Source organism: Corynebacterium falsenii, from assembly GCF_020099275.1.
GTDB lineage: Bacteria > Actinomycetota > Actinomycetes > Mycobacteriales > Mycobacteriaceae > Corynebacterium > Corynebacterium falsenii.
Genome location: NZ_CP083646.1, coordinates 1,727,021 through 1,751,765, shown reverse-complemented (window position 1 = coordinate 1,751,765; position 24,745 = coordinate 1,727,021). Strand labels below are relative to the sequence as shown.

At 63.6% G+C, this 24,745-nt stretch carries 21 protein-coding genes and 2 pseudogenes; all 23 read left to right on the top strand.

What is annotated here, in order from left to right:
- Positions 1 to 14: 14 nt before the first annotated feature.
- The 23 genes and pseudogenes from LA343_RS07700 to gmk all read left to right on the top strand — a co-directional run bounded on the left by LA343_RS07700 (position 15) and on the right by gmk (position 24,736).
- Entirely contained in the window at positions 15 to 1,223 is a 1,209-nt protein-coding gene (locus tag LA343_RS07700) for a phosphotransferase (RefSeq protein ID WP_025402758.1), read from the top strand.
- Complete coding sequence (locus LA343_RS07695) at positions 1,216 to 2,586, top strand: replication-associated recombination protein A (protein ID WP_025402757.1); 1,371 nt, start codon at positions 1,216 to 1,218, stop codon at positions 2,584 to 2,586. The genes LA343_RS07700 and LA343_RS07695 overlap by 8 nt, the downstream gene beginning before the upstream one ends.
- 93 nt (positions 2,587 to 2,679) lie before the next feature.
- Positions 2,680 to 5,343, top strand: a complete 2,664-nt coding sequence (gene alaS, locus LA343_RS07690) for an alanine--tRNA ligase (RefSeq protein WP_025402756.1) — start codon at positions 2,680 to 2,682, stop codon at positions 5,341 to 5,343.
- Positions 5,344 to 5,419: 76 nt separating this feature from the next.
- Complete coding sequence (gene ruvX, locus LA343_RS07685; protein WP_025402755.1) at positions 5,420 to 5,902, top strand: Holliday junction resolvase RuvX; 483 nt, start codon at positions 5,420 to 5,422, stop codon at positions 5,900 to 5,902.
- Between the two features lie 115 nt (positions 5,903 to 6,017).
- Complete coding sequence (gene mltG / locus LA343_RS07680) at positions 6,018 to 7,172, top strand: endolytic transglycosylase MltG (RefSeq protein ID WP_052337548.1); 1,155 nt, start codon at positions 6,018 to 6,020, stop codon at positions 7,170 to 7,172.
- Positions 7,173 to 7,191: 19 nt separating this feature from the next.
- On the top strand, positions 7,192 to 8,085 hold the full coding sequence (locus LA343_RS07675) for a shikimate dehydrogenase (protein WP_025402753.1): 894 nt from the start codon (positions 7,192 to 7,194) through the stop codon (positions 8,083 to 8,085).
- A gap of 100 nt (positions 8,086 to 8,185) precedes the next feature.
- Positions 8,186 to 8,641, top strand: a complete 456-nt coding sequence (locus LA343_RS07670; RefSeq protein WP_025402752.1) for a hypothetical protein — start codon at positions 8,186 to 8,188, stop codon at positions 8,639 to 8,641.
- Between the two features lie 30 nt (positions 8,642 to 8,671).
- Positions 8,672 to 9,916, top strand: a complete 1,245-nt coding sequence (aroC, locus tag LA343_RS07665; RefSeq protein ID WP_025402751.1) for a chorismate synthase — start codon at positions 8,672 to 8,674, stop codon at positions 9,914 to 9,916.
- Positions 9,917 to 9,926: 10 nt separating this feature from the next.
- Positions 9,927 to 10,466, top strand: coding sequence for a shikimate kinase (locus LA343_RS07660; RefSeq protein ID WP_025402750.1), 540 nt, complete (start codon positions 9,927 to 9,929; stop codon positions 10,464 to 10,466).
- Entirely contained in the window at positions 10,456 to 11,550 is a 1,095-nt protein-coding gene (gene aroB, locus LA343_RS07655) for a 3-dehydroquinate synthase (protein WP_025402749.1), read from the top strand. Before LA343_RS07660 ends, aroB begins: the two co-directional genes overlap by 11 nt.
- A 37-nt stretch (positions 11,551 to 11,587) precedes the next feature.
- Positions 11,588 to 12,055 (top strand): type II 3-dehydroquinate dehydratase, encoded by a 468-nt coding sequence (aroQ, locus tag LA343_RS07650; protein WP_052337547.1) that lies wholly within the window; start codon positions 11,588 to 11,590, stop codon positions 12,053 to 12,055.
- 20 nt (positions 12,056 to 12,075) lie between these two features.
- Entirely contained in the window at positions 12,076 to 13,224 is a 1,149-nt protein-coding gene (locus LA343_RS07645) for a M24 family metallopeptidase (protein ID WP_025402747.1), read from the top strand.
- Between the two features lie 202 nt (positions 13,225 to 13,426).
- Positions 13,427 to 13,990, top strand: a complete 564-nt coding sequence (gene efp, locus LA343_RS07640) for an elongation factor P (RefSeq protein WP_025402746.1) — start codon at positions 13,427 to 13,429, stop codon at positions 13,988 to 13,990.
- Positions 13,983 to 14,078 (top strand): annotated as a pseudogene (locus LA343_RS11860) (hypothetical protein); the annotation flags it as partial. The gene efp and the pseudogene LA343_RS11860, both read left to right, overlap by 8 nt.
- A 26-nt stretch (positions 14,079 to 14,104) precedes the next feature.
- A pseudogene (gene nusB / locus LA343_RS07630) lies at positions 14,105 to 14,572 on the top strand (transcription antitermination factor NusB); the annotation flags it as partial.
- Between the two features lie 330 nt (positions 14,573 to 14,902).
- Positions 14,903 to 15,466, top strand: coding sequence for a bifunctional pyr operon transcriptional regulator/uracil phosphoribosyltransferase PyrR (gene pyrR / locus LA343_RS07625; RefSeq protein WP_025402744.1), 564 nt, complete (start codon positions 14,903 to 14,905; stop codon positions 15,464 to 15,466).
- Between the two features lie 5 nt (positions 15,467 to 15,471).
- Positions 15,472 to 16,434: an aspartate carbamoyltransferase catalytic subunit gene (locus tag LA343_RS07620; protein WP_025402743.1), complete on the top strand. Its 963-nt coding sequence runs from the start codon at positions 15,472 to 15,474 to the stop codon at positions 16,432 to 16,434.
- Positions 16,435 to 16,537: 103 nt separating this feature from the next.
- Positions 16,538 to 17,926: a dihydroorotase gene (locus tag LA343_RS07615; protein ID WP_025402742.1), complete on the top strand. Its 1,389-nt coding sequence runs from the start codon at positions 16,538 to 16,540 to the stop codon at positions 17,924 to 17,926.
- A gap of 92 nt (positions 17,927 to 18,018) precedes the next feature.
- Positions 18,019 to 19,179 carry a glutamine-hydrolyzing carbamoyl-phosphate synthase small subunit gene (gene carA, locus LA343_RS07610; protein WP_025402741.1) on the top strand — a complete coding sequence of 387 codons (1,161 nt, stop codon included), beginning with the start codon at positions 18,019 to 18,021 and terminating at the stop codon, positions 19,177 to 19,179.
- Positions 19,180 to 19,241: 62 nt separating this feature from the next.
- Entirely contained in the window at positions 19,242 to 22,571 is a 3,330-nt protein-coding gene (gene carB / locus LA343_RS07605; protein WP_025402740.1) for a carbamoyl-phosphate synthase large subunit, read from the top strand.
- Positions 22,568 to 23,518: an orotidine-5'-phosphate decarboxylase gene (gene pyrF / locus LA343_RS07600; protein ID WP_025402739.1), complete on the top strand. Its 951-nt coding sequence runs from the start codon at positions 22,568 to 22,570 to the stop codon at positions 23,516 to 23,518. The genes carB and pyrF overlap by 4 nt, the downstream gene beginning before the upstream one ends.
- Before the next feature lie 327 nt (positions 23,519 to 23,845).
- On the top strand, positions 23,846 to 24,166 hold the full coding sequence (mihF, locus tag LA343_RS07595) for an integration host factor, actinobacterial type (protein ID WP_025402738.1): 321 nt from the start codon (positions 23,846 to 23,848) through the stop codon (positions 24,164 to 24,166).
- 3 nt (positions 24,167 to 24,169) lie between these two features.
- Positions 24,170 to 24,736: a guanylate kinase gene (gene gmk / locus LA343_RS07590; RefSeq protein ID WP_025402737.1), complete on the top strand. Its 567-nt coding sequence runs from the start codon at positions 24,170 to 24,172 to the stop codon at positions 24,734 to 24,736.
- The last annotated feature ends 9 nt before the right edge of the window (positions 24,737 to 24,745 follow it).

Sequence of the window (24,745 nt, the reverse complement as noted above, 5' to 3'; positions counted from 1 at the left end):
GGAAAGATAAACCAGTGCATTCAGTTGACTCCACCGTTGAGGCGGCCAAGCACCTGCTGGCCGCACGCTTTGGCGGATCACCAGAACTCACACACCCCGAGGATCTCGGCGGCAGCGGCAACGCGCTAGTGCTCCGCTGCCGGGTTTCTCCCATTCCGTTCCTGCAGGAGCGGACGGTGGTCGTGAAGCAACTTCCACCGGCTGAACCCGGCCGGGACGAGCTCACCCCGGACGGGTTGGCTCTGCTCCGAGAGGTCGTTGCCTACCAGTACACCAACACGCTTAACGAAAAGTCCCGCCCCGGGCCACTGCTGCTGGCCTACGATCTGGAGCAGCGTCTGCTGATCCTGTCGGATGCTGGCGATGGCACCAGTTTCACCGACGTCCTCACCCTGCAGGGCGAGGAGGAACGCCGCTTGGCTGTGCGTAAGCTTGGCCGCGCTCTCGGCCACATGCACGCCACCACGTGTGGCGGCGCGGAGTCTTACCGGACCTTGCTGCGCCGACAGTGCCAGAAGCTCCACATCAGCCCGGAGACTGTAATGGAAACGGACATCGACATCGCGGCGCTCATCCGCCAAGGTGTCGAGCTTGTTCGGTCCAACGGTCTCGACGTCGACGAGACCGTGGAGCATTACGCCGAGGAAGCAGCGCATCGCCAGTCCCGCACTGACCTGCGCGCTTTCACTCCGTTCGATATGACCCCGGACAACATCATGCTCACCAAGCACGTGGTGTTCCTGGACTACGAATGGGCCAGCTTCCGTGACGTAGCCTTCGATGTGGCCTGTGTTGTCGCAGGCTTCCCGCAAGATAACTCCACCCCGGCACTGACCACCGAGGAGACGGACGAGTTCGTGGCTGCTTGGCGCGCGGAGATTGCCTCCACGTGGCCGGAGACTCGCGACGATAAGTCACTCCACGACGCGATGATGTCCGCTCTCATCGGCTGGGCATTCCTGTCGCTGATGATGCTCTACTACGGTCGCTCTACCGAGGAGCAGCTCGTGCGCGACGAGAACGGCCAGCCCACGCCCACGGTGACGTCGCTGCGCCACCTGCCCGCAGACCAACTGCAGGACCTCGCCACCACCGTGGACGCGATCCTTCGCTATTCCCGCGAGCACAAATACCCGCGGTTTGCTTCGGTGGAGAAGTTCGCGCAGAAGCTCCTGCGCATCCTGGGCAACCTCGAAGCACACCCGCTGACCCGACATGGCTGATCTGTTCGATCTCAACGACGAACCGCCACGGTCTGGCGCAGCCGACTATTTTCATCCCGGCAGCCACGCGCCGCTGGCGGTGCGCATGCGCCCCCGGTCGCTCGACGAGGTGGTGGGGCAGGAGCACGTGCTCGGCCCTGGTACACCTTTGCGCCGCCTCATCGACGGCCAGGGTGATACGTCCGTGATCCTCTACGGTCCACCCGGGACGGGAAAGACCACTATCGCGAGCCTCATCTCAGGGGCTTCCGGTCGCCGATTTGAGGCGCTGAGTGCGCTCAGCTCCGGCGTCAAAGAGGTACGAGCCGTGATCGAGGCGGCCCAGAAGCGTCTGGTCCACGGCGAGCACACGGTGCTGTTCATCGACGAGGTCCACCGGTTCTCGAAGACCCAGCAGGATGCATTGCTTGCGGCTGTGGAAAACCGCACGGTGCTGCTGGTCGCTGCTACCACGGAGAATCCGTCGTTTTCGGTGGTCTCGCCGCTGTTGTCCCGGTCGTTGCTGGTCCAGCTTCGTTCGCTCGACGACGCCGCCATCCGCACCCTCCTTCAACGCGCCATCTCGGACCCTCGGGGACTTAATGATTCGGTGCGGCTCACTGACGAGGCGCTGGATCAGCTCGTTGCGTTGTCGGCAGGCGATGCCCGCCGGTCGCTGACCTACCTGGAGGCAGCCGCGGAATTCGCCGGATCGTCCGATGCCGACTCGGGCACGCCCGTCGTGGATCTGGCGGATATCACCCGCTCGATCGACAAGGCGGTGGTGCGCTACGACCGCGACGGCGACCAGCACTATGACGTGACCAGTGCGTTTATCAAGTCCATCCGTGGCTCGGATCCGGACGCCGCGCTACATTATTTGGCGCGGATGATCGAGGGTGGGGAAGACCCACGCTTCATTGCCCGACGGTTGGTGATCCACGCCAGTGAAGACATCGGCATGGCCGACCCCACGGCTCTGCAAACGGCCGTGGCGGCCTATCACGCGGTGAGCTTCATAGGGATGCCGGAGGCGCGGCTCACGTTGGCGCAGGCAACGATTCACTTGGCGACAGCGCCGAAATCCAACGGTGTGATCGCGGGTATCAACGCGGCCATCGCTGACGTGCGCGCGGGCAAGGGCGGCGCGGTGCCGCCGCACCTGCGGGATGGGCACTACCAGGGTGCCAAACAACTGGGCAATGCGGTGGGCTACAAGTACCCGCACGACGATCTGCGCGGTGTTGTGGCGCAGCAGTATCTTCCCGATGACCTGCAGGATGCGCAGTATTACGAGCCCACTGACCACGGCCACGAGCGGGTCATCAAACCCCGCCTGGCATCTCTGCGGGCTATCGTTCGGTCATTTGGTCGGCGCGGGTAGAATGCCACATGTTCACGTTATAAACGACTAATCAGTGGTCTGACTTAGACAACTGTCACAACTGTCCTAGGAATGAGCGAGGTTTTTACACACATGCAAACGCATGAGATCCGCAAGCGCTTCATCGAGCACTTCACGAAGGCGGGCCACACCGAGGTCCCCAGCGCCTCGCTGATTTTGGACGATCCGAACCTGCTGTTCGTCAACGCAGGCATGGTGCCTTTTAAGCCCTACTTTTTGGGCCAGCAGACGCCTCCGTTCGATACGGCGACGTCGATCCAGAAGTGCGTGCGCACCCTCGACATTGAGGAGGTGGGCATCACCACCCGCCACAACACGTTCTTCCAGATGGCGGGCAACTTCTCTTTCGGCGATTACTTCAAGGAAGGGGCTATCACTCACGCCTGGAACCTGCTGACCGGCTCGCTGGATGATGGTGGATTCGGCCTTGACCCGGAGCGCCTGTGGGTGACGGTCTTCACCGAGGACGATGAGGCTGCGGAGATCTGGGAAAAGAAGATCGGCGTGCCGGCCGAGCGTATCCAGCGCCTCGGCATGGCTGATAACTACTGGTCCATGGGCGTGCCCGGCCCCTGTGGCCCGTGCTCGGAGATCTACTACGATCGCGGCCCGGAGCACGGCAAAGAGGGTGGACCGATTGTGGACGACACCCGCTACATCGAGATCTGGAACCTAGTGTTCATGGGCAAGGAGCGCGGCGAGGGCATCGGCAAGGATGACTTCGAGATCATCGGCGATCTGCCCAAGAAGAACATCGATACGGGCATGGGCGTGGAGCGTGTGGCCTGCATCCTGCAGAACGTCGAGAACGTCTATGAGACTGACTTGCTGCGCCCGGTTATCGACGTCGCCGAAAAGCTGACGGGAACCCGCTACGGCGCAGACCACGAAAGTGACGTTCGATTCCGTGTGATCGCGGATCACTCGCGCACGGGTCTGATGCTCATGCTGGACGGCGTGACCCCCGGTAACGAGGGCCGTGGGTACATCCTGCGCCGCTTGCTTCGCCGAATCATCCGTTCCGCACGTCTGCTTGGCGCCACCGGTGAGACGATGGAAACGTTCATGGACACCGTGCGCCAGACGATGACTCCTTCCTACCCGGAGATCGCCGATAACTGGGAGCGCATCCGGTCCGTCGCAGTGGGCGAGGAGACGGCGTTCCTCAAGACTCTCGAGTCCGGCTCGCACATGTTCGACACTTGGGTGGATGGCGCCAAGCAGCGCGGCGAGACGGTCGTGCCTGGCGACGTGGCGTTCTCCCTGCATGACACGCACGGCTTCCCGATCGACCTGACCACCGAGATGGCTGCCGAAGCAGGCCTCACGGTCGACCAAGAGGGCTTCCAAGAACTCATGTCCGAGCAGCGCGCCCGCGCCAAGGCGGACAACCGCGCGAAGAAGCTCGGCCATGTGGACCAATCCCTGTACCGCCCGTTCGTCGACAACCACCCGACGGTTTTCACCGGTTACACTCAGCGCGAGGACGAGTCCACGATTTTGGGTTTGGTCGTTGACGGTGAGCTTGTGGACAAGGCCAGCGAAGGCCAGCAGGCTCACGTGATCGTGGATCGCACCCCGTTCTACGCCGAGGCCGGCGGTCAGATGGCCGATCGTGGCTCGTTCACGGGTCCGTCCGGTGCGGCTCGGGTGGACGATGTTCAGAAGATCGCCAAGAAGGTTTGGGTGCACTACACCACGATCGCGGGTGGCGAGCTGGCCGTGGGCCAGAAGCTGCACGCAAAGGTCGATGATGCGTGGCGCCACCAGGCCCGCCAAGCCCACTCCGGCACGCACCTCATCCACGCCGCGTTGCGCGAGGTTCTCGGCCCCACAGCCGTGCAGGCCGGTTCGTTGAACAAGCCAGGTTACTTGCGTTTCGACTTCACCTACGGCCAGCAACTCACGGAGGATCAGCTGCGCCAGATCGAGGAGATCGCCAACGGCGCGGTCGATAGCGATTACGCTGTCAACACCATCGAGACGTCCCTTGATGAGGCACGCGCGATGGGTGCCATGGCCCTGTTCGGCGAGAACTATGGCGACCGCGTGCGCGTTGTCGAAATCGGCGGTCCGTTCTCCATGGAGCTGTGCGGCGGTATCCACGTGGAGCACTCGTCCCAGATCGGCCCGGTTGCCGTGCTGGGCGAGTCCTCGGTCGGTTCCGGTGTGCGCCGCATCGAGGCCTACACGGGCATGGATTCCTTCCGCTTCCTCTCGGACGAGAAGTCGGTCGTGGCCGGCCTCGCGACAAGCCTCAAGGCTCAGTCTGCGGAAATTCCCGAGCGTATCGACGCCCTCACGGCGAAGCTGCGGGCAGCGGAAAAGCAGATCCAACAGTTGCGCAACCAACAGTTGGCGAGCCAAGTGGGTGACTTGGTCAAGCAGGCCCAAACTATCGGTGACATCAAGGTGCTCGCCCAGCGCCTTCCCGATGGTGTGGCTGCCGGTGACCTGCGCACGCTCGCTCAGGATGCCAAGGGCCGACTGGGCTCCGAGGCCGCGCTGGTGCTGTTCGTCTCCCGTGCCGACGGCAAGGTTCCTTTCGTTGCAGCTGCTACCGAAGCCGCAGTGGACAAGGGTGTGAAGGCCGGCGACGTGGTCAAGACTTTCGGCGAGAAGGTCAATGGCCGGGGCGGCGGTAAGCCCGCCATGGCTCAAGGCTCCGGTTCCGACGCAGCAGGTATCGAGGCTGGCTTGGAGGCAGTGCGCTCCCTGATCCAGCAGCTCGGCTAAACGCTGGCGTTTGTCGTGAAGCCCGCGCCCCCGATCGTTTTCGGTGGCGCGGGCTTTCGCCGTTAAGGTGGGGGACATGACTGACACTGAGAAGCCGGATGCTGCCACCGACCCGGGGCGAGGCCGGCGCCTGGGCTTGGATGTGGGAACGGTACGCATCGGCGTGTCGATGAGTGATCCCGACGGAATCTTGGCATCCCCCGTAGAGACCGTGCAGGCGGCAGTGGATGGATCCGACGTTGCCCGGGTCATGGAGATCATCCGGGACAACTTCATTGTGGAAGTGGTCGTGGGCCTGCCCGTGGCACTGCGCGGCAACCATACGCATAGCACGCATCTCGCCGAGGAGTTCGCCGCTGACCTGCGGGAAGACCTTGAAGACGCAGGGCTGGAGATTCCTGTGCGCATGGTCGATGAGCGGATGTCCACGATGGCGGCGACGCAGGCTTTCCGGGCGTCCGGGGTGAGCTCGAAGAAGGGGAGGAGCAAGATCGACCAGGCGGCTGCGGTCCATATTTTGCAGGGGTGGCTCGACGCGCGCCGTAGGGTCGTGTTCTAAATAACGGTTCGGTCATGGAATAATAACGGATCGAACATAGGGTAGAGTCAACGAACTCTTGGTTCGATAACACAGACCCTCATTCTTGACTGTAGAGAAAGGCCATTACCAAGGCATGGGAATGAAGCGAAGCATGCAGCCGAAATATCGTCGGCGCCGCCAGTGGGCCGGCGCTTTGGCGATCGCTTTGGTGGTCTTGCTGGTCGGCGTTACCGGTTATGTGTGGTACGAGCGCGAGGTTGCAGGTGTCCGTGACTACGAGGGCACCGGTAATGGCACCGTGGTGATGATTCGCGTTGAGCCGGGCGATTCTGTCGACAGTCTCTCTCGTCAGCTCGTCGATAAAAAGGTCGTCGGTTCGCGGCGAGCTCTCATGGCCGAGGCGGAGAAGATGCAGCCCGATCTCCAGGCAGGTTACTACCCGCTGCAGCAGGAGATGTCTGCCAAGACCGCCTTGGAGTACCTCACCTCCGATGAGCACCGCCGCGGTGTGGTCGACATCCCGAACGGCAGCACCTTGGATAACGTCAACGTGGTTGGCGGTGAGTCCCGCCCCGGCATCTACACGATGATCTCCAAGCAGTCCTGCGAGGAGAAGGATCACTGCGTGAGCGTGGACGAGCTCAAGCAGGCCGCCGCAACCACCCCGCCCGCCGACTTGGGAGTGCCTGAGTGGGCACAAAAGCAGGTCGCCGCCCGCGGCGACGACCCGAAGCGCATTGAGGGCCTCATTTCCCCCGGCGTGCACCTGTTCGATCCGAGCAGCTCTCCGAAGGACATCCTCAAGACTCTCCTCACCACCTCCGCCAAGGAGTACGAGGACACCGGCCTGATCAGCGCGTCGAAGACCGTGAACCTGACTCCGTACGAAATGCTCACCGCAGCATCCCTCGTGGAGCGCGAGGCTCCGGCCAACGACTTCGACAAGGTTGCCCGCGTCATTCTCAACCGTCTGGCTATCGGTCAGAAGCTCGAGTTCGACTCCACCGTGAACTACTCCATCGATGAGGTCGAGGTCGCCACGACCAACGCCGACCGTAAGAAGGAAACGCCGTGGAACACGTACGCGAAGGAAGGCCTGCCCGCCACGCCGATCGCATCTCCCGGCCTGCAGGCGCTTCACGCGATGGAGCACCCGGCTGAGGGCGACTGGCTCTACTTCGTCACCGTCGACAAGGATGGTCGCACCGTGTTCAACCGTGACTTCGCCGCCCACGAGAATGCGATCCAAGAGTCCATCAACAACGGTGTGCTCGATTCCAAGCGCTAGGAAAGGATAGGCTGCCCCCGTGACTGAACTTTCGTCTCACGCCGACGTTCTGACCGCTGAGGAGTTCGCCCACCTTTCCGGCCCCCGGTGCGCCGTGCTCGGTCAGCCCATCGAACATTCGCTGTCGCCGGTGCTGCACACCGCGGGTTACGAAGCCCTCGGGCTGGACTTCACCTACGCCCGCATTGAAGCTGGCCAGGCGCGCGATGTCCGCCACCTCCTCGAGGCTGCAGACAGCAACGTCCGTGGCTTCTCCGTGACCATGCCCATCAAGTCCGATGCCCTCGAGCTGGCAGACCTCGCTACCACCCGCGCTCACGAAATCGGTGCGGCTAACACGCTGGTTCCCACCGAGGACGGGAAGTGGCTCGCGGACAACACGGACGTTGATGGCGTGACAGCTTGCCTGGAGTCCGTGCGCAAGCAGGGCGTGGAGCTCGACGGTACGCAGGCCGTGGTGGTCGGTAATGGTGGTACCGCCCGCCCCGCCGTCGCAGCGCTGGCCGCTGCGGGTTGCACACACGTGACGGTCCTCGCCCGTTCCGAGCGGGCGCTGAACCTGCAGGCGCTCGTGGAATCTTTCGGCATGGAGTTTTCGTGGCACCGCTTCGACGAGCCTGGCCTGGCCGCCAGCACGCGGTCGGCCTCCGTGGTGATCTCCACGGTCCCGGCCCACGCCGCGGAGAACTTGTGCGAGGATCTGTGCCACGCCCGTGCGATTATCGACGTGATCTACGATCCGTATCCCACCCCGTTGCTCACAGCCGCCCGGGACGCTGGCATTCCACACGCCGATGGTCTACGCATGCTCGCAGGCCAGGCTGAAGAGCAGTTCCGGCTGTTCACCGGCCACGAGGTCCCTTCTGGCCTCATGCTCGCCACCGTGTTGCAGGCCAAGGCGGAGGCCCATTAGCTCGCTGTCACCGCCACAAGGCATCGGATTCCCCGTGTTATCCACAGCGCAGTGACCCACCCCTTGCCCGCCTCATCCCCGTGACCCTATCGTGATCGGCATGATGGCGGGTTTTCTCATTGGCGCCGGGGTGGCGTGGGCTGTGGTGGTCGTTATCGCCGACGCCACCAGCCACCGCATCCCCAACACCCTCTCTGTGCCAGCAGCAGGTGTGGCCGCAGCGGTCGCGCTGAGCGTGGGGCATCCATGGGCGATTGCAGGCGGTGCCGCCTGGTGGGGCGTCGCAGTCGGGTTGTGCCGGTGCAGTCCGCGCCTGCACGCTGGGGCTGGGGATGCGAAGTTGGGGTTGAGCCTGGGCACGGTCGTGGCGCTGGTTGATCCGGTGGGATTGTGGCTCGCCCTGGGGGCCAGCGGAGCACTGCAAGCCCTTGGGATGCTGTGGTGGGGGAGACGGTGGGGCGTCGAAGGGAAAAAGTGGATCCCACGAGCGCCGATGGCACCGGCGATGATGGCGGGAACGGTGGTGGCGCTGATCTACCCCCTAGCAGTGGGGTAGACAACGGCGTTGTCGCAGGCACGAAGTATGATGTTGGGCATGCTTCGATGGACTACTGCCGGTGAATCGCACGGCCAAGCCCTCATCTCCGTTGTCGAGAACCTGCCCGCTGGGCTCAGCGTGACGCGCGAGGATGTCTCGTATCAGCTGGCGCGGCGTCGCCTGGGATACGGCCGCGGTGCTCGGATGAAGTTCGAGGCGGATGAGGTGACGTTCATCGGCGGCGTGCGCCACGGCAAGACCCTTGGCAGCCCAGTGGCCGTGATGATTGGCAACACGGAGTGGCCGAAGTGGACCACGATCATGTCTGCCGATCCCATCGACCTCAGCGATGAAGAGGTGGCCAAGGAGATGGCCTCCGGGCGCGGCGCGAAGCTGACCCGCCCGCGCCCCGGCCACGCCGACTTCTCCGGCATGGTGAAGTACGACCACGAGGAAGCCCGCCCGATCCTGGAGCGCTCCTCTGCCCGCGAAACCGCCGCGCGCGTGGCGGCTGGTACGTTCGCCCGCGCTGTGTTGCGCGAGGTCCTGGGCGTGGAGGTGTTCTCCCACGTCATCTCCATCGGCCAGTCCGCGCCGTACCAGGGACCAGTGCCGTCCTTCAACGATCTGACTGCCATCGATGAGTCCCCCGTGCGCGCCTTCGACAAGGCTGCGGAGGAGGACATGATCGAGCAGATCAAGGCGGCGAAGAAGTCTGGCGATACCCTCGGCGGAATCGTCGAGGTGGTGGTGAAGGGGCTGCCCATCGGTCTGGGGTCGCACGTTTCCGGTGACGAGCGCCTAGACTCGCAGCTCGCCGCGGCGGTCATGGGTATCCAGGCCATCAAGGGCGTGGAGATCGGCGATGGCTTCGAGGAAGCCCGCCGCCGCGGCTCCGAGGCGCACGACGAGATGGAGGCGAACCCCGAGGGTGGCGTGACCCGCGCGACCAACCGCGCCGGTGGTATCGAGGGCGGGATGACGAACGGGGAGACCCTCATCGTCCGCGCCGCGATGAAGCCGATCAGCACCGTTCCACGTGCGCTCAAGACAGTCGATATGGCCACGGGTGATGCCGCCACCGGCATCCACCAGCGCTCCGACGTGGTCGCCGTGCCCGCCGCTGGCGTGGTGGCCGAGACGATGGTCGCACTCGTGCTGGCCCGCGCCGTGCTCAAGAAGTTCGGCGGCGACAGCCTCGAGGAGACCCGCCGGAACTACCAGGCCTACCTGGACTACTGCACCGAGAAGCTGGGCTGGCCCGGGGACTCCCAGGGGGAGCAGGAGAAGTAGGGGTACCACGATGAAACCACGGGTTGTCTTGGTCGGTCTGCCGGGAAGCGGCAAGACCACGATTGGTAAGCGGTTGTCCAATGCCCTCAGCGTGGGGTTGGTGGACACTGATCAGGTGCTGGAACAGCGGTTCTCTAAGCCGTGTGGCGATCTGCTCACCGAGGTTGGGGAACCGGAGTTTCGCCGCCTCGAAGCCGAAGCCGTAGCCGAGGCCCTGCAGACCAACGGTGTGGTCTCGCTGGGCGGGGGAGCGGTCACCACTGAATCCACCCGGGAGCTGCTGCAGGATCAGTGGGTGGTGTACCTCAACGTCTCCATCGACGAGGGCGTGCGCCGCACTTCCCGTAGTGATGCCCGCCCGCTGCTGCGCGTCAAGGACCCTCGGCAGAAATATCAGGAGCTCTTCGAGCAGCGCTCGGAGTGGTACGAGGAGGTCTCCAACTTCATGGTGCATTGCGATGGCAAAGAGCCGCAGCGCGTTGTGGCAGACATCCTCATGTTCCTCGAAGACATGGCCGCCGAGGAGGGCGACAGCAACTATGACAGCTAACACGCATACCGCGAGCATCCCCGTCCGTTCCGCTTCTCCCTACGAGGTCTTTATTGCTCACGGCACCGAGTTCGCGGTGCGCTCTATTCTCGACGCCACCCCGCGCGCCCAAACCTATCTGCTGATCTTCCAGCCCGCCCTGCGCGAGCGGGCCGAGCTCGTAGCGGCAGGTCTGCGCAAGGCCGGTTTCCACGTCAGTGAGCACGAGATCGCCGACGCCGAGGACGGCAAGACCATTGACTCCGCCGCTGCCTGCTGGCAGTCGTGCGCCGAAGCCGGATTGACCCGCCAGGACGCCATCGTTGGCATCGGTGGTGGTGCGGCTACCGACCTGGCCGGATTCATCGCTGCCACGTGGATGCGTGGCATCGACGTGGTGCACTACCCAACCACGTTGCTGGCGATGGTGGACGCCGCGGTCGGTGGCAAGACCGGTATCAATACGGACGCGGGTAAGAACCTCGTCGGCAGCTTCCACGAGCCCGCGGCGGTCATCGTAGACCTTGACGTGCTCGACACGCTGCCGAAGAACGAAATCGTGGCGGGCTCAGCGGAGATCGTCAAAGCCGGATTTATCGCCGACACCGAGATCCTGCGCATCTACGAAGCTGATCCGGCTGCAGCTCTGGATCCGAAGGGGTCGCTGCCGGAGCTCATCGAGCGCGCGATCAAGGTCAAGGCGTCCGTGGTCTCCCAGGACCTCAAGGAGTCCCACCTGCGTGAGATCCTCAACTATGGCCACACCTACGGCCACGCTGTGGAGCACCACGAGAACTACCGCTGGCGCCACGGCAATGCCGTAGCCGTGGGCATGATGTTCGAGGCCGAGCTTGCCAAGGCAGCTGGCTTGCTCGATGACGCTGCGGTGGAGCGCCACCGGGAGATCCTTAAATCCATTGGTCTGCCAACCTCCTACGATGGGGCAGACCTGGATACGCTGCTGGTCGCCATGGGCCGGGACAAGAAGAACAAGGCCGGCGTGATTCGCTTCGTGGTGCTGGAGTCCGTCGGGCATCCCACGAGGTTGGAGGGACCTAGCCGGGAGCTCCTTGACGCGGCGTACCAGGCTACGGCTACCGCATAACCACGGCTACCGCATTATCACTAGGAACGAGATACCCATGACTGACGCACCTGCCAGCCCGCAGCACTCGGATCGACCAACCGTGGTTGTCCTCAACGGTCCCAACCTCAATCGCCTCGGCAAGCGCCAGCCCGACGTGTACGGACACACAACCCTGGCCGACGTGGAACGCGACCTGCGCGCCGATGCCGAGAAGCTCGGCGTGGCAATCGACTTCTTCCAAACCAACCATGAGGGAGACATGCTCAATCGCATCCACCAGGCGGCGGACGCAGGCGAGGCCGTGATCATCAACCCCGGCGGATGGACGCACACCTCCGTGGCGCTGCGCGACGCGCTCGCGGAGATCGCAGACGGCGCAGGGTACATCGAGGTGCACATCTCCAACGTCCACGCCCGCGAGGAGTTCCGCCACCACAGCTACCTCAGCGCTCAGGCGAAGGGCATCATCGTGGGGCTGGGCACCTACGGCTATCACGCGGCCCTGCACGCATTGGTCCAATAAGACGGTTAGGCTGGGAAGCTATGACTTCCCAATCTTCTGCATCTTCCTCGACCACCAATTCCCACGACCCTGCCGATCAGGGATCTGCGAGCACCCAGAACCGCACTGAGGTGTTCGCGGCACGGCGGCGTCGACTGGTCGAAGAACTCAGCAAGTCAGATCACCCCGCGTTGCTGGTGACGGACCTGAAGAACATCCGGTACCTCACCGGGTTCTCCGGCTCGAACGCCGCGCTGCTGGTGAGCACGTCCGGGCACCACACCATCGCCACGGACGGTCGGTACGATACTCAGATCCGCATCGAAACCGGTGAACCGGATGACCTGACCATTGCGGTCAAGCAACAGGTCTTCGAGGTGATGACGAACGCGGCGGGGGAGCGCGGCTTCGCCGTGGAGCCATCAATGCCCGTGGGGCGCGCCAACGCGCTGGGCAACCCGGAGGTAGTGTCCGGCCTGGTCGAAGAACTGCGGCTGATCAAAGACAGCGGCGAGATCGCCGCGCTGGCGGAAGCAGGGGAGCTGGCCGACACAGTGTGGCAGGAGTTCATCCGCGACGGCGGTATCCGCGAGGGGATCACGGAAATAGAGGCCGCAGCGGACCTGGAGTACCGGTTGCGCAAGGCGGGCGCCGACGCGCTGAGCTTCGACACCATCCTGGCCTCCGGTGCGAACGGCTCCAAGCCACACGCCGGCGTGTCCAAGGACGTGATCGTGCCTGGCCTGGTGACCGTGGATTTCGGTGTGTACCTGGACGGCTACGCCTCGGATCAGACGCGCACTGTGTGCGTGGGGGAGCCGGACGATCTCTCGCGCTCTCTGTACGACATCGTCTACCGCTCCCAGAAGGCCGGCGAGGCAGCGGTGAAGCGGGGGGCATCGCTGCGCGGTGTGGATACCGCGTGCCGCGAGATCATCGACGAAGCCGGCTACGGCGAATACTTCGTGCACTCCACCGGGCACGGCGTGGGCCTGGACGTCCACGAAGCACCGCGGGCCGCGGCTGGGGTTGACCCCGCAGACGAGGCGAAGGAGGGGATGACCCTCACGGTGGAGCCGGGCATCTACCTGCCTGGCAAGACCGGATTGCGTATTGAGAACACGTACGTGGTGACTGCGGATGGCGCGCGGAGCCTCAACCCGTCGCCGACGGAGCTCATCGTGGTGTAGCGGTGGTCTTGCGGAGTGGACCGTCGAAGCGTGCTCGGGCCAGCCGCTCGACGGTGTGGATCACGGGTTTCGGCCTGCCAAGTGCTAAACTGGCAGACCGGTTCTGTTCGACATTTCGACTTTTCGCAGACAGGGACAGTCGTCGTGGACTGACCTGAGCACTACATAGCAATTCTTCAAGCAACACAAGGAGCTTTCGCCCGTGGCAACTACCGCAGATTTCAAGAATGGCCTCGTCCTGAAGATGGACAACAAGCTGCAGCAGATCTTGGAGTTCCAGCACGTGAAGCCCGGCAAGGGTCCCGCATTCGTGCGCACCAAGCTCAAGGATGTTGTCTCCGGCAAGATCGTGGACAAGACCTTCAACGCTGGCGTGAAGGTCGAGACCGCTACGGTGGACCGCCGCGACATGACCTACCTGTACAACGACGGCACCAACTTCGTGCTCATGGACGACAAGACCTACGACCAAGTCGAGCTCGCTCCGCACCTCATGGGTGACGGTGCCAAGTTCCTGCTAGAGAACACCCAGGTTCAGGTTTCCTTCCACGAGGGCGAGCCGCTGTTCGCTGAGCTTCCCGTGAGCGTTGAGCTCAAGGTGGAGCACACCGATCCGGGCCTGCAGGGCGATCGCTCCACCGGCGGCACCAAGCCCGCCACCCTGGAAACCGGTGCTGAGATCCAGGTGCCGCTGTTCATCGAGACCGGCAACGTGCTCAAGGTGGACACCCGCACCGGCGAGTACCTCTCCCGCGTCAACAACTAAGTCGGCTGCGAAGGCGGCTGCAGTCACGGTTTCCGCCGCGGCCGTAGCGCCCCTCTTCTTTCCCTTTCTTCTCCTCAAGCAGTACTGAGCATTAACGAGCATCCAAAGCACACTGTGAGCACATCCAAGCAGAACTTTAAAAGGCACGGCTCGCGCTACAAGGCGCGCCGCCGAGCCGTGGACATCCTCTTCGAGGCCGAGTTTCGAGACATCGACCCGGTGTTGATCCTGGAGGATCGCATCGAGCTGTCCCGCAACCAGGACAACCAGGTCAAGCCCGTACCGGAGTACACCCAGGACATCGTTCCCGGAGTCGCCGTGCACCTGGATGCCATCGATGATGCCATCGCGTCGAACCTCTCCAGCGACTGGCGTCTCGACCGTATCCCCGCCGTGGATCGCGCCGTCCTGCGCGTCACCGCGTGGGAGATGTTGTACAACCCCGAGGTCGACAACCCCGTGTCCGTCACCGAGGGGGTGGAACTAGCCAGCGAGTACTCCAACGATCAGGCCCCGGCCTATGTGCACGCCGTACTGGACGGCATCCTGAAGACGGCCGATCTGCGCCTCGCTGATGCCGCAACCACGGCACGCGAGAACGACGATGACTCGTACCTCGATAACCTCATTGTTTCGTCTGAGGGCACGGGATCCACAGAGTCCACAGAGTCCACAGAAGCCACAGCACCTACGAACCCTGCGGCGAACGATGAGTTGCCGAACGAGGACTTAACGAAGGACTCATCGGAGGACTCCACGAGGGAAACAACCGAGGAGAACTAGCCCCCACCCACTTCGGTGTACCCAGCCTGGGCACGCCCGGCGAACCCCGCCCGGCGTGCTAAACTCTTTTCTGACCAGAGTTAGACATCCTTTAACAGACCGCACAGAGAGGCGGGAAAGGAGGTCACGATGAACTCGACAGATCAAGAGTCGCAGACCACCCTGCTGGATCAGGGGGATGTGGCCCGCACTGTCGCGCGCATCGCGCACCAGATCATTGAAAAGACGGCACTCGATGGTGAACAGGCCCGCCGGGTCGTTCTCTTGGGGATCCCATCGGGGGGTGTGCCGCTCGCCGGCCGCTTGGCCGACAACATCAAGAACTTCTCCGGCGTGGACGTGTTCCAGGGGTCCCTTGACATCACCCTGTACCGCGACGATCTGCGCCAAACCACGCACCGGGCATTGAAACCCACGAAGATCCCGACCGAGGGTATTGATGATGCCATCGTCATCCTCGTCGACGACGTTCTTTATTCCGGCCGTTCCATCCGCGCCGCTCTCGATGCGCTGCGCGATCTCGGCCGCCCCCACAGCGTTCAGGTCGCAGTTCTCATCGACCGCGGCCACCGCCGCCTGCCGATCCGCGCGGACTATGTGGGTAAGAACATCCCCACCGCAGCTGTCGAAGACGTATCCGTGGAGCTCGCCGAGCTCGACGGCGAAGACCGCGTGGTCTTGGAAAGGCGCTAACACCGATGAAACACCTTCTCAGCATCGCTGACCTCAGTAAAGACGAGATCATCGGCCTCATGGACGAAGCGGATCGCTTCGCGGAGGCCCTCGCGGGACGGGAAATGAAGAAGCTGCCCACCCTGCGCGGTCGCACGATCTTCACCATGTTCTACGAGAACTCGACCCGCACCCGCTCCAGCTTTGAAACCGCCGGAAAGTGGATGAGCGCGGACGTCATCAACATCTCCGCTTCCTCCTCGTCGGTGAAGAAGGGCGAATCCCTCCGCGATACCGCGCTGACCCTCAAGGCTGTTGGCGCGGACGCCATCGTCATGCGCCACCCATCCTCCGGCGCCGCCCGCCAGGTCGCCAACTGGCTGGGTGATACCGCCGTCATCAACGCCGGCGACGGCGCAAACCAGCACCCCACCCAGGCCCTCCTTGATGCCGTCACGATGCGACGCAAGCTCGGCTCCATCGCCGGGCGCAAGGTGGTCATCATCGGTGACATCCTGCACTCTCGCGTCGCCCGTTCGAACGCCCAACTGCTGTCCACCCTTGGCGCCGAGGTTGTCTTCGTCGCCCCCGACACCCTCGTACCGTTCGGGGTGGAGAAATGGGGTACCACGGAGCACCCCGTTCGGGTGTCTTCCCAGTTCGACGCTGAAATCCGCGATGCCGATGCAGTCATGATGTTGCGTGTCCAGGCCGAGCGGATGAACGGAGGCTTCTTCCCCTCCCACCGGGAGTACGCCACCAGGTTCGGCCTATCCCAGGCCCGCAAGGACCTCATGCGCGACGATGCGATCATCATGCACCCCGGTCCCATGCTGCGCGGCATGGAAATCAACTACGACGTAGCCGACGCACCCCAAGCCGTGGTGCTCAATCAGGTCACCGCCGGCGTGCATGTGCGCATGGCTGTGCTGTTCACCCTGCTGGTCGGCACGGATGCCCCGGCATCAGCCACCGGGCATCAGGGATAGGCGGGGAACAGACATGAGTGACATGAGTGACATGAGTGACATGAGTATGGAAGAAACGACGACCCAGGCGCCGCTGAAGACATCGAAGACAGGGATCACCGATATGACGCATACCACCGCGACTAGCAACTACCCGGCCACCGGCGATCTCGCGCCACACCCCACGGGTGCGGACAACGAGGTTTTGCTCACCGGCGTGCTCATCTACGGCGAAGGCGAGCCGACCGATGTCCTGATCCGCGACGGCGTGATCGCCGAGATCGGCGCCGACCTCAGCGGCAAGCTCAGCGATGGGGGAGAGACCATCGACCTTAACGGCCAGGTTCTGCTGCCCGGTCTGGTGGACATGCACGTTCACCTGCGCGAGCCCGGCCGTGAGGATACGGAAACCATCGCCACCGGCTCGGCGGCCGCCGCCCAGGGCGGTTTCACCGCGGTGTTCACCATGGCCAACACCGCGCCCGTCATGGATAACCCCTCCATCGCCGAGCCCGTCTGGTTCAAGGGCCAGCACACCAACCTCTGCGACGTCCACCCCGTCGGCTCGATCTCCAAGGGCCTGCGCGGCGAGGAACTCACTGAGTTCGGCATGATGGCCGACTCGGACGCCAAGGTGCGCATGTTCTCCGATGACGGTAAGTGCGTGGCCGACCCGCGCCTCATGCGCCGCGCCATTGAATACTCCAAGGGCATGGACGTGCTGCTCGCCCAGCACTGCGAAGAGCCCCGTCTGACCGAGACTGCCGTGGCCCACGAGGGCGACACTGCCGCCCGCCTGGGGCTGTCCGGCTGGCCGCGCGTCGCCGAGGAATCCATCGTGGCTCGCGATGCGATCATGGCCCGCGATTACGGTGGCCGTCTGCACATCTGCCACGCCTCCACCGAGGGAACCGTGTCCCTGCTGAAGTGGGCCAAGGAGCAGAACATCCCGCTCAGCGCCGAGGTCACCCCGCACCACCTGCTGCTCACCGACGAACGGTTGGAAACCTACGATGGCGTAAACCGCGTGAACCCACCCTTGCGCGAGCAGCGCGACGTCGATGCGCTGCGACAGGCACTCATCGACGGCATCATTGACTGCGTGGCTACCGATCACGCTCCGCACGGTTCCGAGGAGAAGTGCTGCGAATTCGACAAAGCACGCCCCGGCATGCTCGGCCTTGAGACCTCCCTGGCGCTCATCGCCCAGATCTTCGTTCTCAACGGTGATCAGGACTGGCGCTTCGTGGCCCGCGTCATGTCCGAGCGCCCCGCAGAGATCGTCAAACTTCCCGGACACGGCCGACCCATCGCCGTGGGCGAGCCCGCCAACCTGTGCGCCGTGGACACGAATGCACAGTGGATTGCCAGGGGAGAGGAGATGGCCTCCAAGTCCCGCAACACGCCGTACGAGGGTATGGACATGCCCGTGAAGGTCACCACCACCTTGTTGCGCGGCAAAGTCACCTGCCGTGATGGCCAAGCACAGACCTCCACGACGGCGGGCGCATAGTGGCGTCGAACCAAAAGACGGACCAAGAGACGAAGCAACAGACGGACCGAAAAGAAACGATGAGCAGCCAAGCAGCACAGAAAGAAGATTCCATGACCCGCACTCCCGCCGCCCTCGTCCTCGCAGACGGACGCATCTTCCGCGGCCGCGCCTTCGGCGCCCAGGGAACCAGCCTCGGCGAGGCCGTGTTCACCACCGCCATGACCGGCTACCAGGAGACGCTCACCGACCCCTCCTACCACCGGCAGATCGTCGTGGCCACCGCCCCGCAGATCGGCAACACCGGGTGGAACGATGAGGATGCCGAGTCCCGCGGCGACAAGATCTGGGTCGCAGGCTTCGTGATCCGCGATCTCTCCCGCGCCGTGAGCAACTGGCGCGCCAATCGCAGCCTCGAAGACGAGCTCAAGGCGCAGAATATTATCGGCATCCAGGGAGTGGATACCCGCGCAATCGTGCGTCACCTGCGCGACAAGGGCTCCGTGGCCGCCGGTGTGTTCAGCGGCGATGCTGTGACCAGCGACGAGGAGATGTTGGCCAAGGTCAAGGAGCAGCCGTCAATGGCGGGTGCGGACCTCTCCGGTGATGTGAGCACCGATGACGTGTACGTGGTCGACCCCGAGGGCGACGTGAAGTACACCGTGATCAGCTTCGACATGGGTATTAAGACCAACACCCCGCGCGAGTTCTCCAAGCGCGGCGTGCGCAGCGTAGTGGTTCCCTCCACGACGAGCTACGAGCGTGTCCAAGAGCTGATGAAGGAATACAACGCGCAGGGTGTGTTCGTCTCCAACGGTCCCGGCGACCCCGCCACCGCCGACGCCACTGTGGCCGAGGTACGCAAGATCCTCGAGGCCGACATTCCCTTCTTCGGTATCTGCTTCGGCAACCAAATCCTCGGCCGTGCGCTGGGCATGGACACCTACAAGCTGAAGTTCGGCCACCGCGGCACAAACGTGCCCGTGCTCAACCACCTCACCGGCAAGATCGACATCACCAGCCAGAACCACGGCTTCGCCCTCAAGGGCACGGCCATGGAGGAGTTCGATACCCCCTTCGGACCGGCCCGAGTGACCCACACCTGCCTCAACGATGACACCGTCGAGGGCGTGGCACTGACCAACGGTCGGGCATTTTCTGTGCAGTACCACCCCGAGGCGGCCGCTGGCCCGCACGATGCCAACCCGCTGTTCGACCAGTTCCTGGAGCTGCTCAAGGAAGAAGCAGCAGCAGAAAAGACAGCAGGCAAGTAACAGACTCCTGCATCACGTCACCATCAGCGAATCTTTAGATCTTTAACGAAGGATATTTTTTCATGCCACGTCGCGAGGACATCAACCACGTACTGGTCATCGGGTCCGGCCCCATCGTCATCGGCCAGGCTTGCGAATTCGACTACTCCGGCACGCAGGCGTGCCGCGTGCTCAAGGAAGAGGGCCTGCGGGTCACCCTCATCAACTCCAACCCGGCCACGATCATGACCGACCCGGAGTTCGCCGACCACACATACATCGAGCCCATCCAGCCGAAGTACATCGAGAAGATCTTCCAAAAAGAGCAGGAAGAGGGCCACAAGGTCGATGCCGTGCTGGCGACCCTGGGTGGCCAGACTGCCCTCAACGCCGCTATCCAGCTCGATCGCCTGGGCATCCTCGATAAGTACGGTGTGGAGCTCATCGGCGCGGACATCGACGCGATCGAGCGCGGCGAAGACCGCCAGAAGTTCAAGGACATCGTGGAGAAGATCGGTGGCGACTCCGCTCGGTCGCGCGTGTGCCACAACATGGACGAAGTGCACGAGGCCGTCGCCGAGCTGGGCCTGCCCGTTGTGGTGCGCCCCTCGTTCACCATGGGCGGGCTGGGATCCGGCCTGGCCTACACCCAGGAGGACCTCGACCGGATCGCCGGCGGTGGACTGGCTGCCAGCCCCGAGGCCAACGTCCTCATCGAAGAGTCCATCCTCGGCTGGAAGGAATTCGAGCTGGAGCTCATGCGCGACGGCAACGATAACGTGGTCGTGGTCTGCTCCATCGAAAACGTCGATGCCCTCGGCGTGCACACCGGCGATTCGGTGACGGTCGCCCCATCCATGACGCTGACCGACCGCGAGTACCAAGTCATGCGCGATCAGGGTATCGCCATTCTTCGCGAGGTCGGCGTGGATACCGGTGGCTGCAACATCCAGTTCGCCATCAACCCCACCGACGGCCGCATCATCACCATCGAGATGAACCCGCGCGTGTCCCGCTCCTCGGCCCTGGCCTCCAAGGCCACCGGCTTCCCGATCGCAAAGCTGGCCGCCAAGCTGGCCATCGGCTACACCCTCGACGAGGTGCGCAACGACATCACCGAGGTCACCCCAGCCGCCTTCGAGCCCACCCTGGACTACGTGATCGTCAAGGCTCCGCGCTTCGCGTTCGAGAAGTTCCCCGGTGCGGACGACACCCTCACCACCACCATGAAGTCCGTGGGTGAGGCCATGGCCGTGGGCCGCAACTACATCACCGGCCTCAACAAGGTCATGCGCTCCCTGGAATCCAAGGAAGCGGGCTTCTGGACCGTCTCCGACGATGCAGTGGCAGGGGAGCGGGCCGACGATAAGAAGGCCGTGCTCGAGGATCTGCGTCGCCCGACTCAGGGCCGGATGTACGACGTTGAGTTGGCGCTGCGCCTCGGCGCCACCGTGGACGAGGTCTACGAGGCGTCCGGCATCGATCCGTGGTTCCTCGAAGAACTCAAGGCTCTGGTTGATTTCCGCCAGGTGCTGGTGGATGCCCCTGTGCTGGATGTGGAGCTGTTGCGCGAGGCCAAGTACATGGGTCTGTCCGACCGCCAGATCGCCGCGCTGCGACCCGAGCTCGCCGGTGAAGACGGCGTGCGCGCCCTGCGCTGGGCCCAGGGTATTCGCCCCGTGTTCAAGACCGTGGATACCTGTGCTGCCGAGTTCGAGGCTAAGACCCCGTACCACTACAGCTCCTACGAGCTGGATCCGGAGGCCGAATCCGAGGTCGCGCCGCAGAAGGATAAGAAGAAGGTCCTCATCCTCGGTTCCGGCCCGAACCGCATCGGCCAGGGCATCGAGTTCGACTACTCCTGTGTGCACGCCGCACTGGAGCTGTCCCGCGTGGGTTACGAGACGGTCATGATAAACTGCAACCCGGAGACCGTCTCCACCGACTACGACACCGCAGATCGCCTCTACTTCGAGCCGCTGACCTTCGAGGACGTCATGGAGGTCTACCACGCCGAGTCCGAGTCCGGCGAGATCGCCGGTGTAATCGTGCAGCTCGGCGGCCAGACCCCACTGGGATTGGCGCAGCGCCTGGCCGACGCCGGTGTGCCCGTGGTGGGCACCAGCCCAGAGGCCATCAACCTGGCCGAGGACCGCGGCGAATTCGGCACCGTGCTGGATAAGGCTCAGCTGCCCGCTCCGGAGTACGGCACCGCCACCAGCTTTGCCGAGGCACGCGAGGTTGCCTCCCGCATCGGCTACCCGGTGCTGGTTCGCCCCTCATACGTTCTGGGTGGTCGCGGCATGGAGATTGTCTACGACGAGTCTTCCCTGGAGGACTACATCACCCGCGCCACCGAGATCACCAGCGATCACCCGGTGCTTGTGGACCGCTTCCTCGATTCCGCCATTGAGATTGACGTGGATGCTCTCTGCGACGGCGAGAACGTTTACCTCGCCGGCGTGATGGAGCACATCGAGGAGGCCGGTATCCACTCCGGCGACTCCGCTTGCGCTATCCCACCGATGACCTTGGGCGATGAGGACATCCAAAAGGTCCGAGAGTCCACCGCAGCCCTGGCCCACGGCATCGGCGTGAAGGGCCTGATGAACGTGCAGTTCGCCCTCAAGGATGACACCCTCTACGTCATCGAGGCGAACCCGCGTGCTTCCCGCACCGTGCCGTTCGTCTCCAAGGCCACCGGCGTGCAACTCGCCAAGGCTGCTGCGCGCATCATGCTCGGCGCATCCATCCCGGAGCTCATTGAGGAGGGCATCCTGCCGGGCGATCGCGACGGCGGTTCCCTGCCGCAGGGCCACCCGATCGCGGTGAAAGAAGCCGTGATGCCGTTCAACCGCTTCCGCAGCCCCGAGGGCAAGGTCCTGGATTCCCTGCTCAGCCCGGAGATGAAGTCCACCGGCGAGGTCATGGGTCTCGACGACGACTTCGGCAGCGCCTTCGCCAAGTCCCAGGAGGGAGCGTTTGGCTCCCTGCCGACCTCCGGCACCGTCTTCGTGTCCGTGGCCAACCGCGACAAGCGCACGCTGCTCCTGCCGATCCAGCGGTTGAAGTCCCTGGGCTTCAACATCCTGGCCACGCACGGCACCGCGGGCATGTTGCGCCGCAACGGTGTGGAGTGCGAGGTCGTGGCCAAGATTTCCGAGGCACAGAATGGCCAGGACCGTACGGTCAACGACTACATCCGCGACGGTGCAGTTGACCTCATCATCAACACCCCGGCCGGATCCGCGGGCGCCCGCCACGATGGATACGACATCCGCGCTGCAGCGGTGAACATGGGCGTGCCGTGTGTCACGACAGTTCAGGGCACCGTCGCCGCAGTGCAGGGTATCGAGGCCCTTCAGGGTAAGGAGTCCACGGTGCGCCCGATCCAGGAGATCGATCACTCATGAGTGGTACGGCTAGCACGGCGGGCCCGACAAACACTGCAAGCACTGCAAGCCCAGCATGCACAGCTCATGACCTGACCTTCGGCCAGCGCTTCCTCGAGCGCGCCGCATCGTTCGGGCCCGTGTGCGTCGGCATCGACCCGCACGCAAGCCTCCTCGAGCACTGGGGCCTGCCGGTTTCGGTCAAGGGCGTGGAAGCCTTCACCCGCACGTGCGTGGAGGCCTTCCGCGATAGCGCGTGCGTGGTCAAGCCTCAGGTCGCCTTCTACGAGGCTTTTGGCTCGGCCGGCTTCGCGATCCTCGAGCGTGCCATCGCTGATCTGCGCAGCTCAGGGGTGTTGGTCATCGCCGATGCCAAACGCGGTGACATCGGCTCCACCATGGCTGGGTACGCCCGCGCATGGCTCGATGATGAGTCTCCTTTGTGCGTCGACGCCGTTACGGTGAGCCCGTACCTCGGTGTCGGATCGTTGCAACCGGTGTTCGACTTGGCTGAGGAGACCAACAGGGGAGCGATCGTCCTTGCGGCGACGTCCAACCCAGAGGCCCCCGGCCTGCAGTTGGCGACGGTGCCCAGTGAGCCCAGTGAACCCAGTGAACCCAATGATTACGAGAACAGCGATACGGCATCCAGCGATACGCTGACCGTTGCCCAATCCGTGGTCGACGCCGTGGCGCGCACCAACGCCGGGCACGAGGGAGCTGGGAATATGGGCGTCGTCGTGGGAGCGACGGTGCAGCAACCGCCATCGTTGGCGCAGGTGAATGGCCTCATTCTCATGCCGGGCGTGGGCGCCCAAGGCGGCACGATGGCTGATGTGCGGCGCATTGCTGCAGGTGCGGAGCAGCTGGCGTGCCCGAATGTGTCTCGGAGCGTGCTGTCGCACGGCCCCGGCGTGGTTGCGCTGCGGGAGACGCTCGCCACAACAACTGCAGCAATCTTGAACTAGCAGGCAGTGCTAATGATACAATGACCGACAGTTGTTTTGCGCCCGCGCTACAGCGCCGTCTCTCGGGGAGCCTGGGGGATAGGAGTAGCGCGCATATCTTGGGCGCTGAGCTGCTGTGGCCATCAGGAGGCCATTGCTCGGCTGACCGCTGAGCAAATACCTGCCTAGGGTGTGTCGGTTGGCTTTAGCTCAACGAACACCATAGAATCCTTCGTTGCTCGTCTAAGCTTGTCGTATCAATGACAATTACGCCATGACGTGCAATGATGGCGACAACTGCATAGACTCATCCAGATAACTACACCTACGAATAAACGGAGGAACCCCGTGGCACTTCCCCAGTTGACCCCGGAGCAGCGCGCAGAAGCCCTGAAGAAGGCTGCAGAGGCACGCAAGGCTCGTGCAGAGCTTCGCGAGAAGCTGAAGCGTGGCGGCACCGACCTGAAGCAGGTCTTGAAGGACGCTGAGACCGATCCGATCCTCGGCAAGATGAAGGTTTCGGCTCTGCTGGTATCCCTGCCCAAGGTTGGCAAGGTCAAGGCTGAGGAAATCATGAACCAGCTGGAGATCGCTCCGACCCGTCGTCTGCGTGGTCTGGGCGACCGCCAGCGCCGTGCACTGCTGGAGCACTTCGGTTTCGAGGACTAAGAGTTGAGCCAGCTGGGTAACGGGCGTGTTGTTGTACTCGCGGGCCCGTCTGCGGTGGGGAAGTCCACCGTGGTTGCCCGCTTGCGGGACGAAGTTCCGCGCCTCTTTTTCAGTGTGTCGATGACCACCCGCGATCCCCGGCCCGGCGAGGTCGATGGGCGCGATTACATCTACATCACCCGCGAACAGTTCGAAGAGAACATCAATGCGGGCAAGATGCTGGAGTGGGCAGAGATCCACGGCGGCTTGCAGCTGTCGGGCACTCCGCGGGAGCCGGTGGAAAAGGCGATCGCTGAGGATCGCCCGGTTCTTATCGAGGTGGACCTCGAGGGTGCGCGCAACGTCAAGCAGTTGCTGCCGGAATCCACCACTGTGTTCTTGGCTCCTCCGTCATGGGAGGTACTGGTCGATCGTTTGACTGGGCGCGGTACTGAATCCGAAGAGGTCATTCAGCGTAGGCTGGAGACGGCTAAGACGGAGATGGAGGCAACCTCCGAGTTCGACCATGTGGTGGTCAACGAGGATGTCACCGAGGCCGTCAAGGAAATCAGCGATCTACTGCAGAGCTAACCGAGTTTT

Bases quoted from the DNA above. Each gene is read 5' to 3' on its own strand.
- LA343_RS07695 (WP_025402757.1), top strand. From the start codon at position 1,216: ATGGCTGATCTGTTCGATCTCAACGACGAACCGCCACGGTCTGGCGCA.
- alaS (WP_025402756.1), top strand. From the start codon at position 2,680: ATGCAAACGCATGAGATCCGCAAGCGCTTCATCGAGCACTTCACGAAG.
- ruvX (WP_025402755.1), top strand. From the start codon at position 5,420: ATGACTGACACTGAGAAGCCGGATGCTGCCACCGACCCGGGGCGAGGC.
- mltG (WP_052337548.1), top strand. From the start codon at position 6,018: ATGGGAATGAAGCGAAGCATGCAGCCGAAATATCGTCGGCGCCGCCAG.
- LA343_RS07670 (WP_025402752.1), top strand. From the start codon at position 8,186: ATGATGGCGGGTTTTCTCATTGGCGCCGGGGTGGCGTGGGCTGTGGTG.
- aroC (WP_025402751.1), top strand. From the start codon at position 8,672: ATGTTGGGCATGCTTCGATGGACTACTGCCGGTGAATCGCACGGCCAA.
- LA343_RS07660 (WP_025402750.1), top strand. From the start codon at position 9,927: ATGAAACCACGGGTTGTCTTGGTCGGTCTGCCGGGAAGCGGCAAGACC.
- aroB (WP_025402749.1), top strand. From the start codon at position 10,456: ATGACAGCTAACACGCATACCGCGAGCATCCCCGTCCGTTCCGCTTCT.
- aroQ (WP_052337547.1), top strand. From the start codon at position 11,588: ATGACTGACGCACCTGCCAGCCCGCAGCACTCGGATCGACCAACCGTG.
- LA343_RS07645 (WP_025402747.1), top strand. From the start codon at position 12,076: ATGACTTCCCAATCTTCTGCATCTTCCTCGACCACCAATTCCCACGAC.
- pyrR (WP_025402744.1), top strand. From the start codon at position 14,903: ATGAACTCGACAGATCAAGAGTCGCAGACCACCCTGCTGGATCAGGGG.
- LA343_RS07620 (WP_025402743.1), top strand. From the start codon at position 15,472: ATGAAACACCTTCTCAGCATCGCTGACCTCAGTAAAGACGAGATCATC.
- LA343_RS07615 (WP_025402742.1), top strand. From the start codon at position 16,538: ATGACGCATACCACCGCGACTAGCAACTACCCGGCCACCGGCGATCTC.
- carA (WP_025402741.1), top strand. From the start codon at position 18,019: ATGACCCGCACTCCCGCCGCCCTCGTCCTCGCAGACGGACGCATCTTC.
- carB (WP_025402740.1), top strand. From the start codon at position 19,242: ATGCCACGTCGCGAGGACATCAACCACGTACTGGTCATCGGGTCCGGC.
- pyrF (WP_025402739.1), top strand. From the start codon at position 22,568: ATGAGTGGTACGGCTAGCACGGCGGGCCCGACAAACACTGCAAGCACT.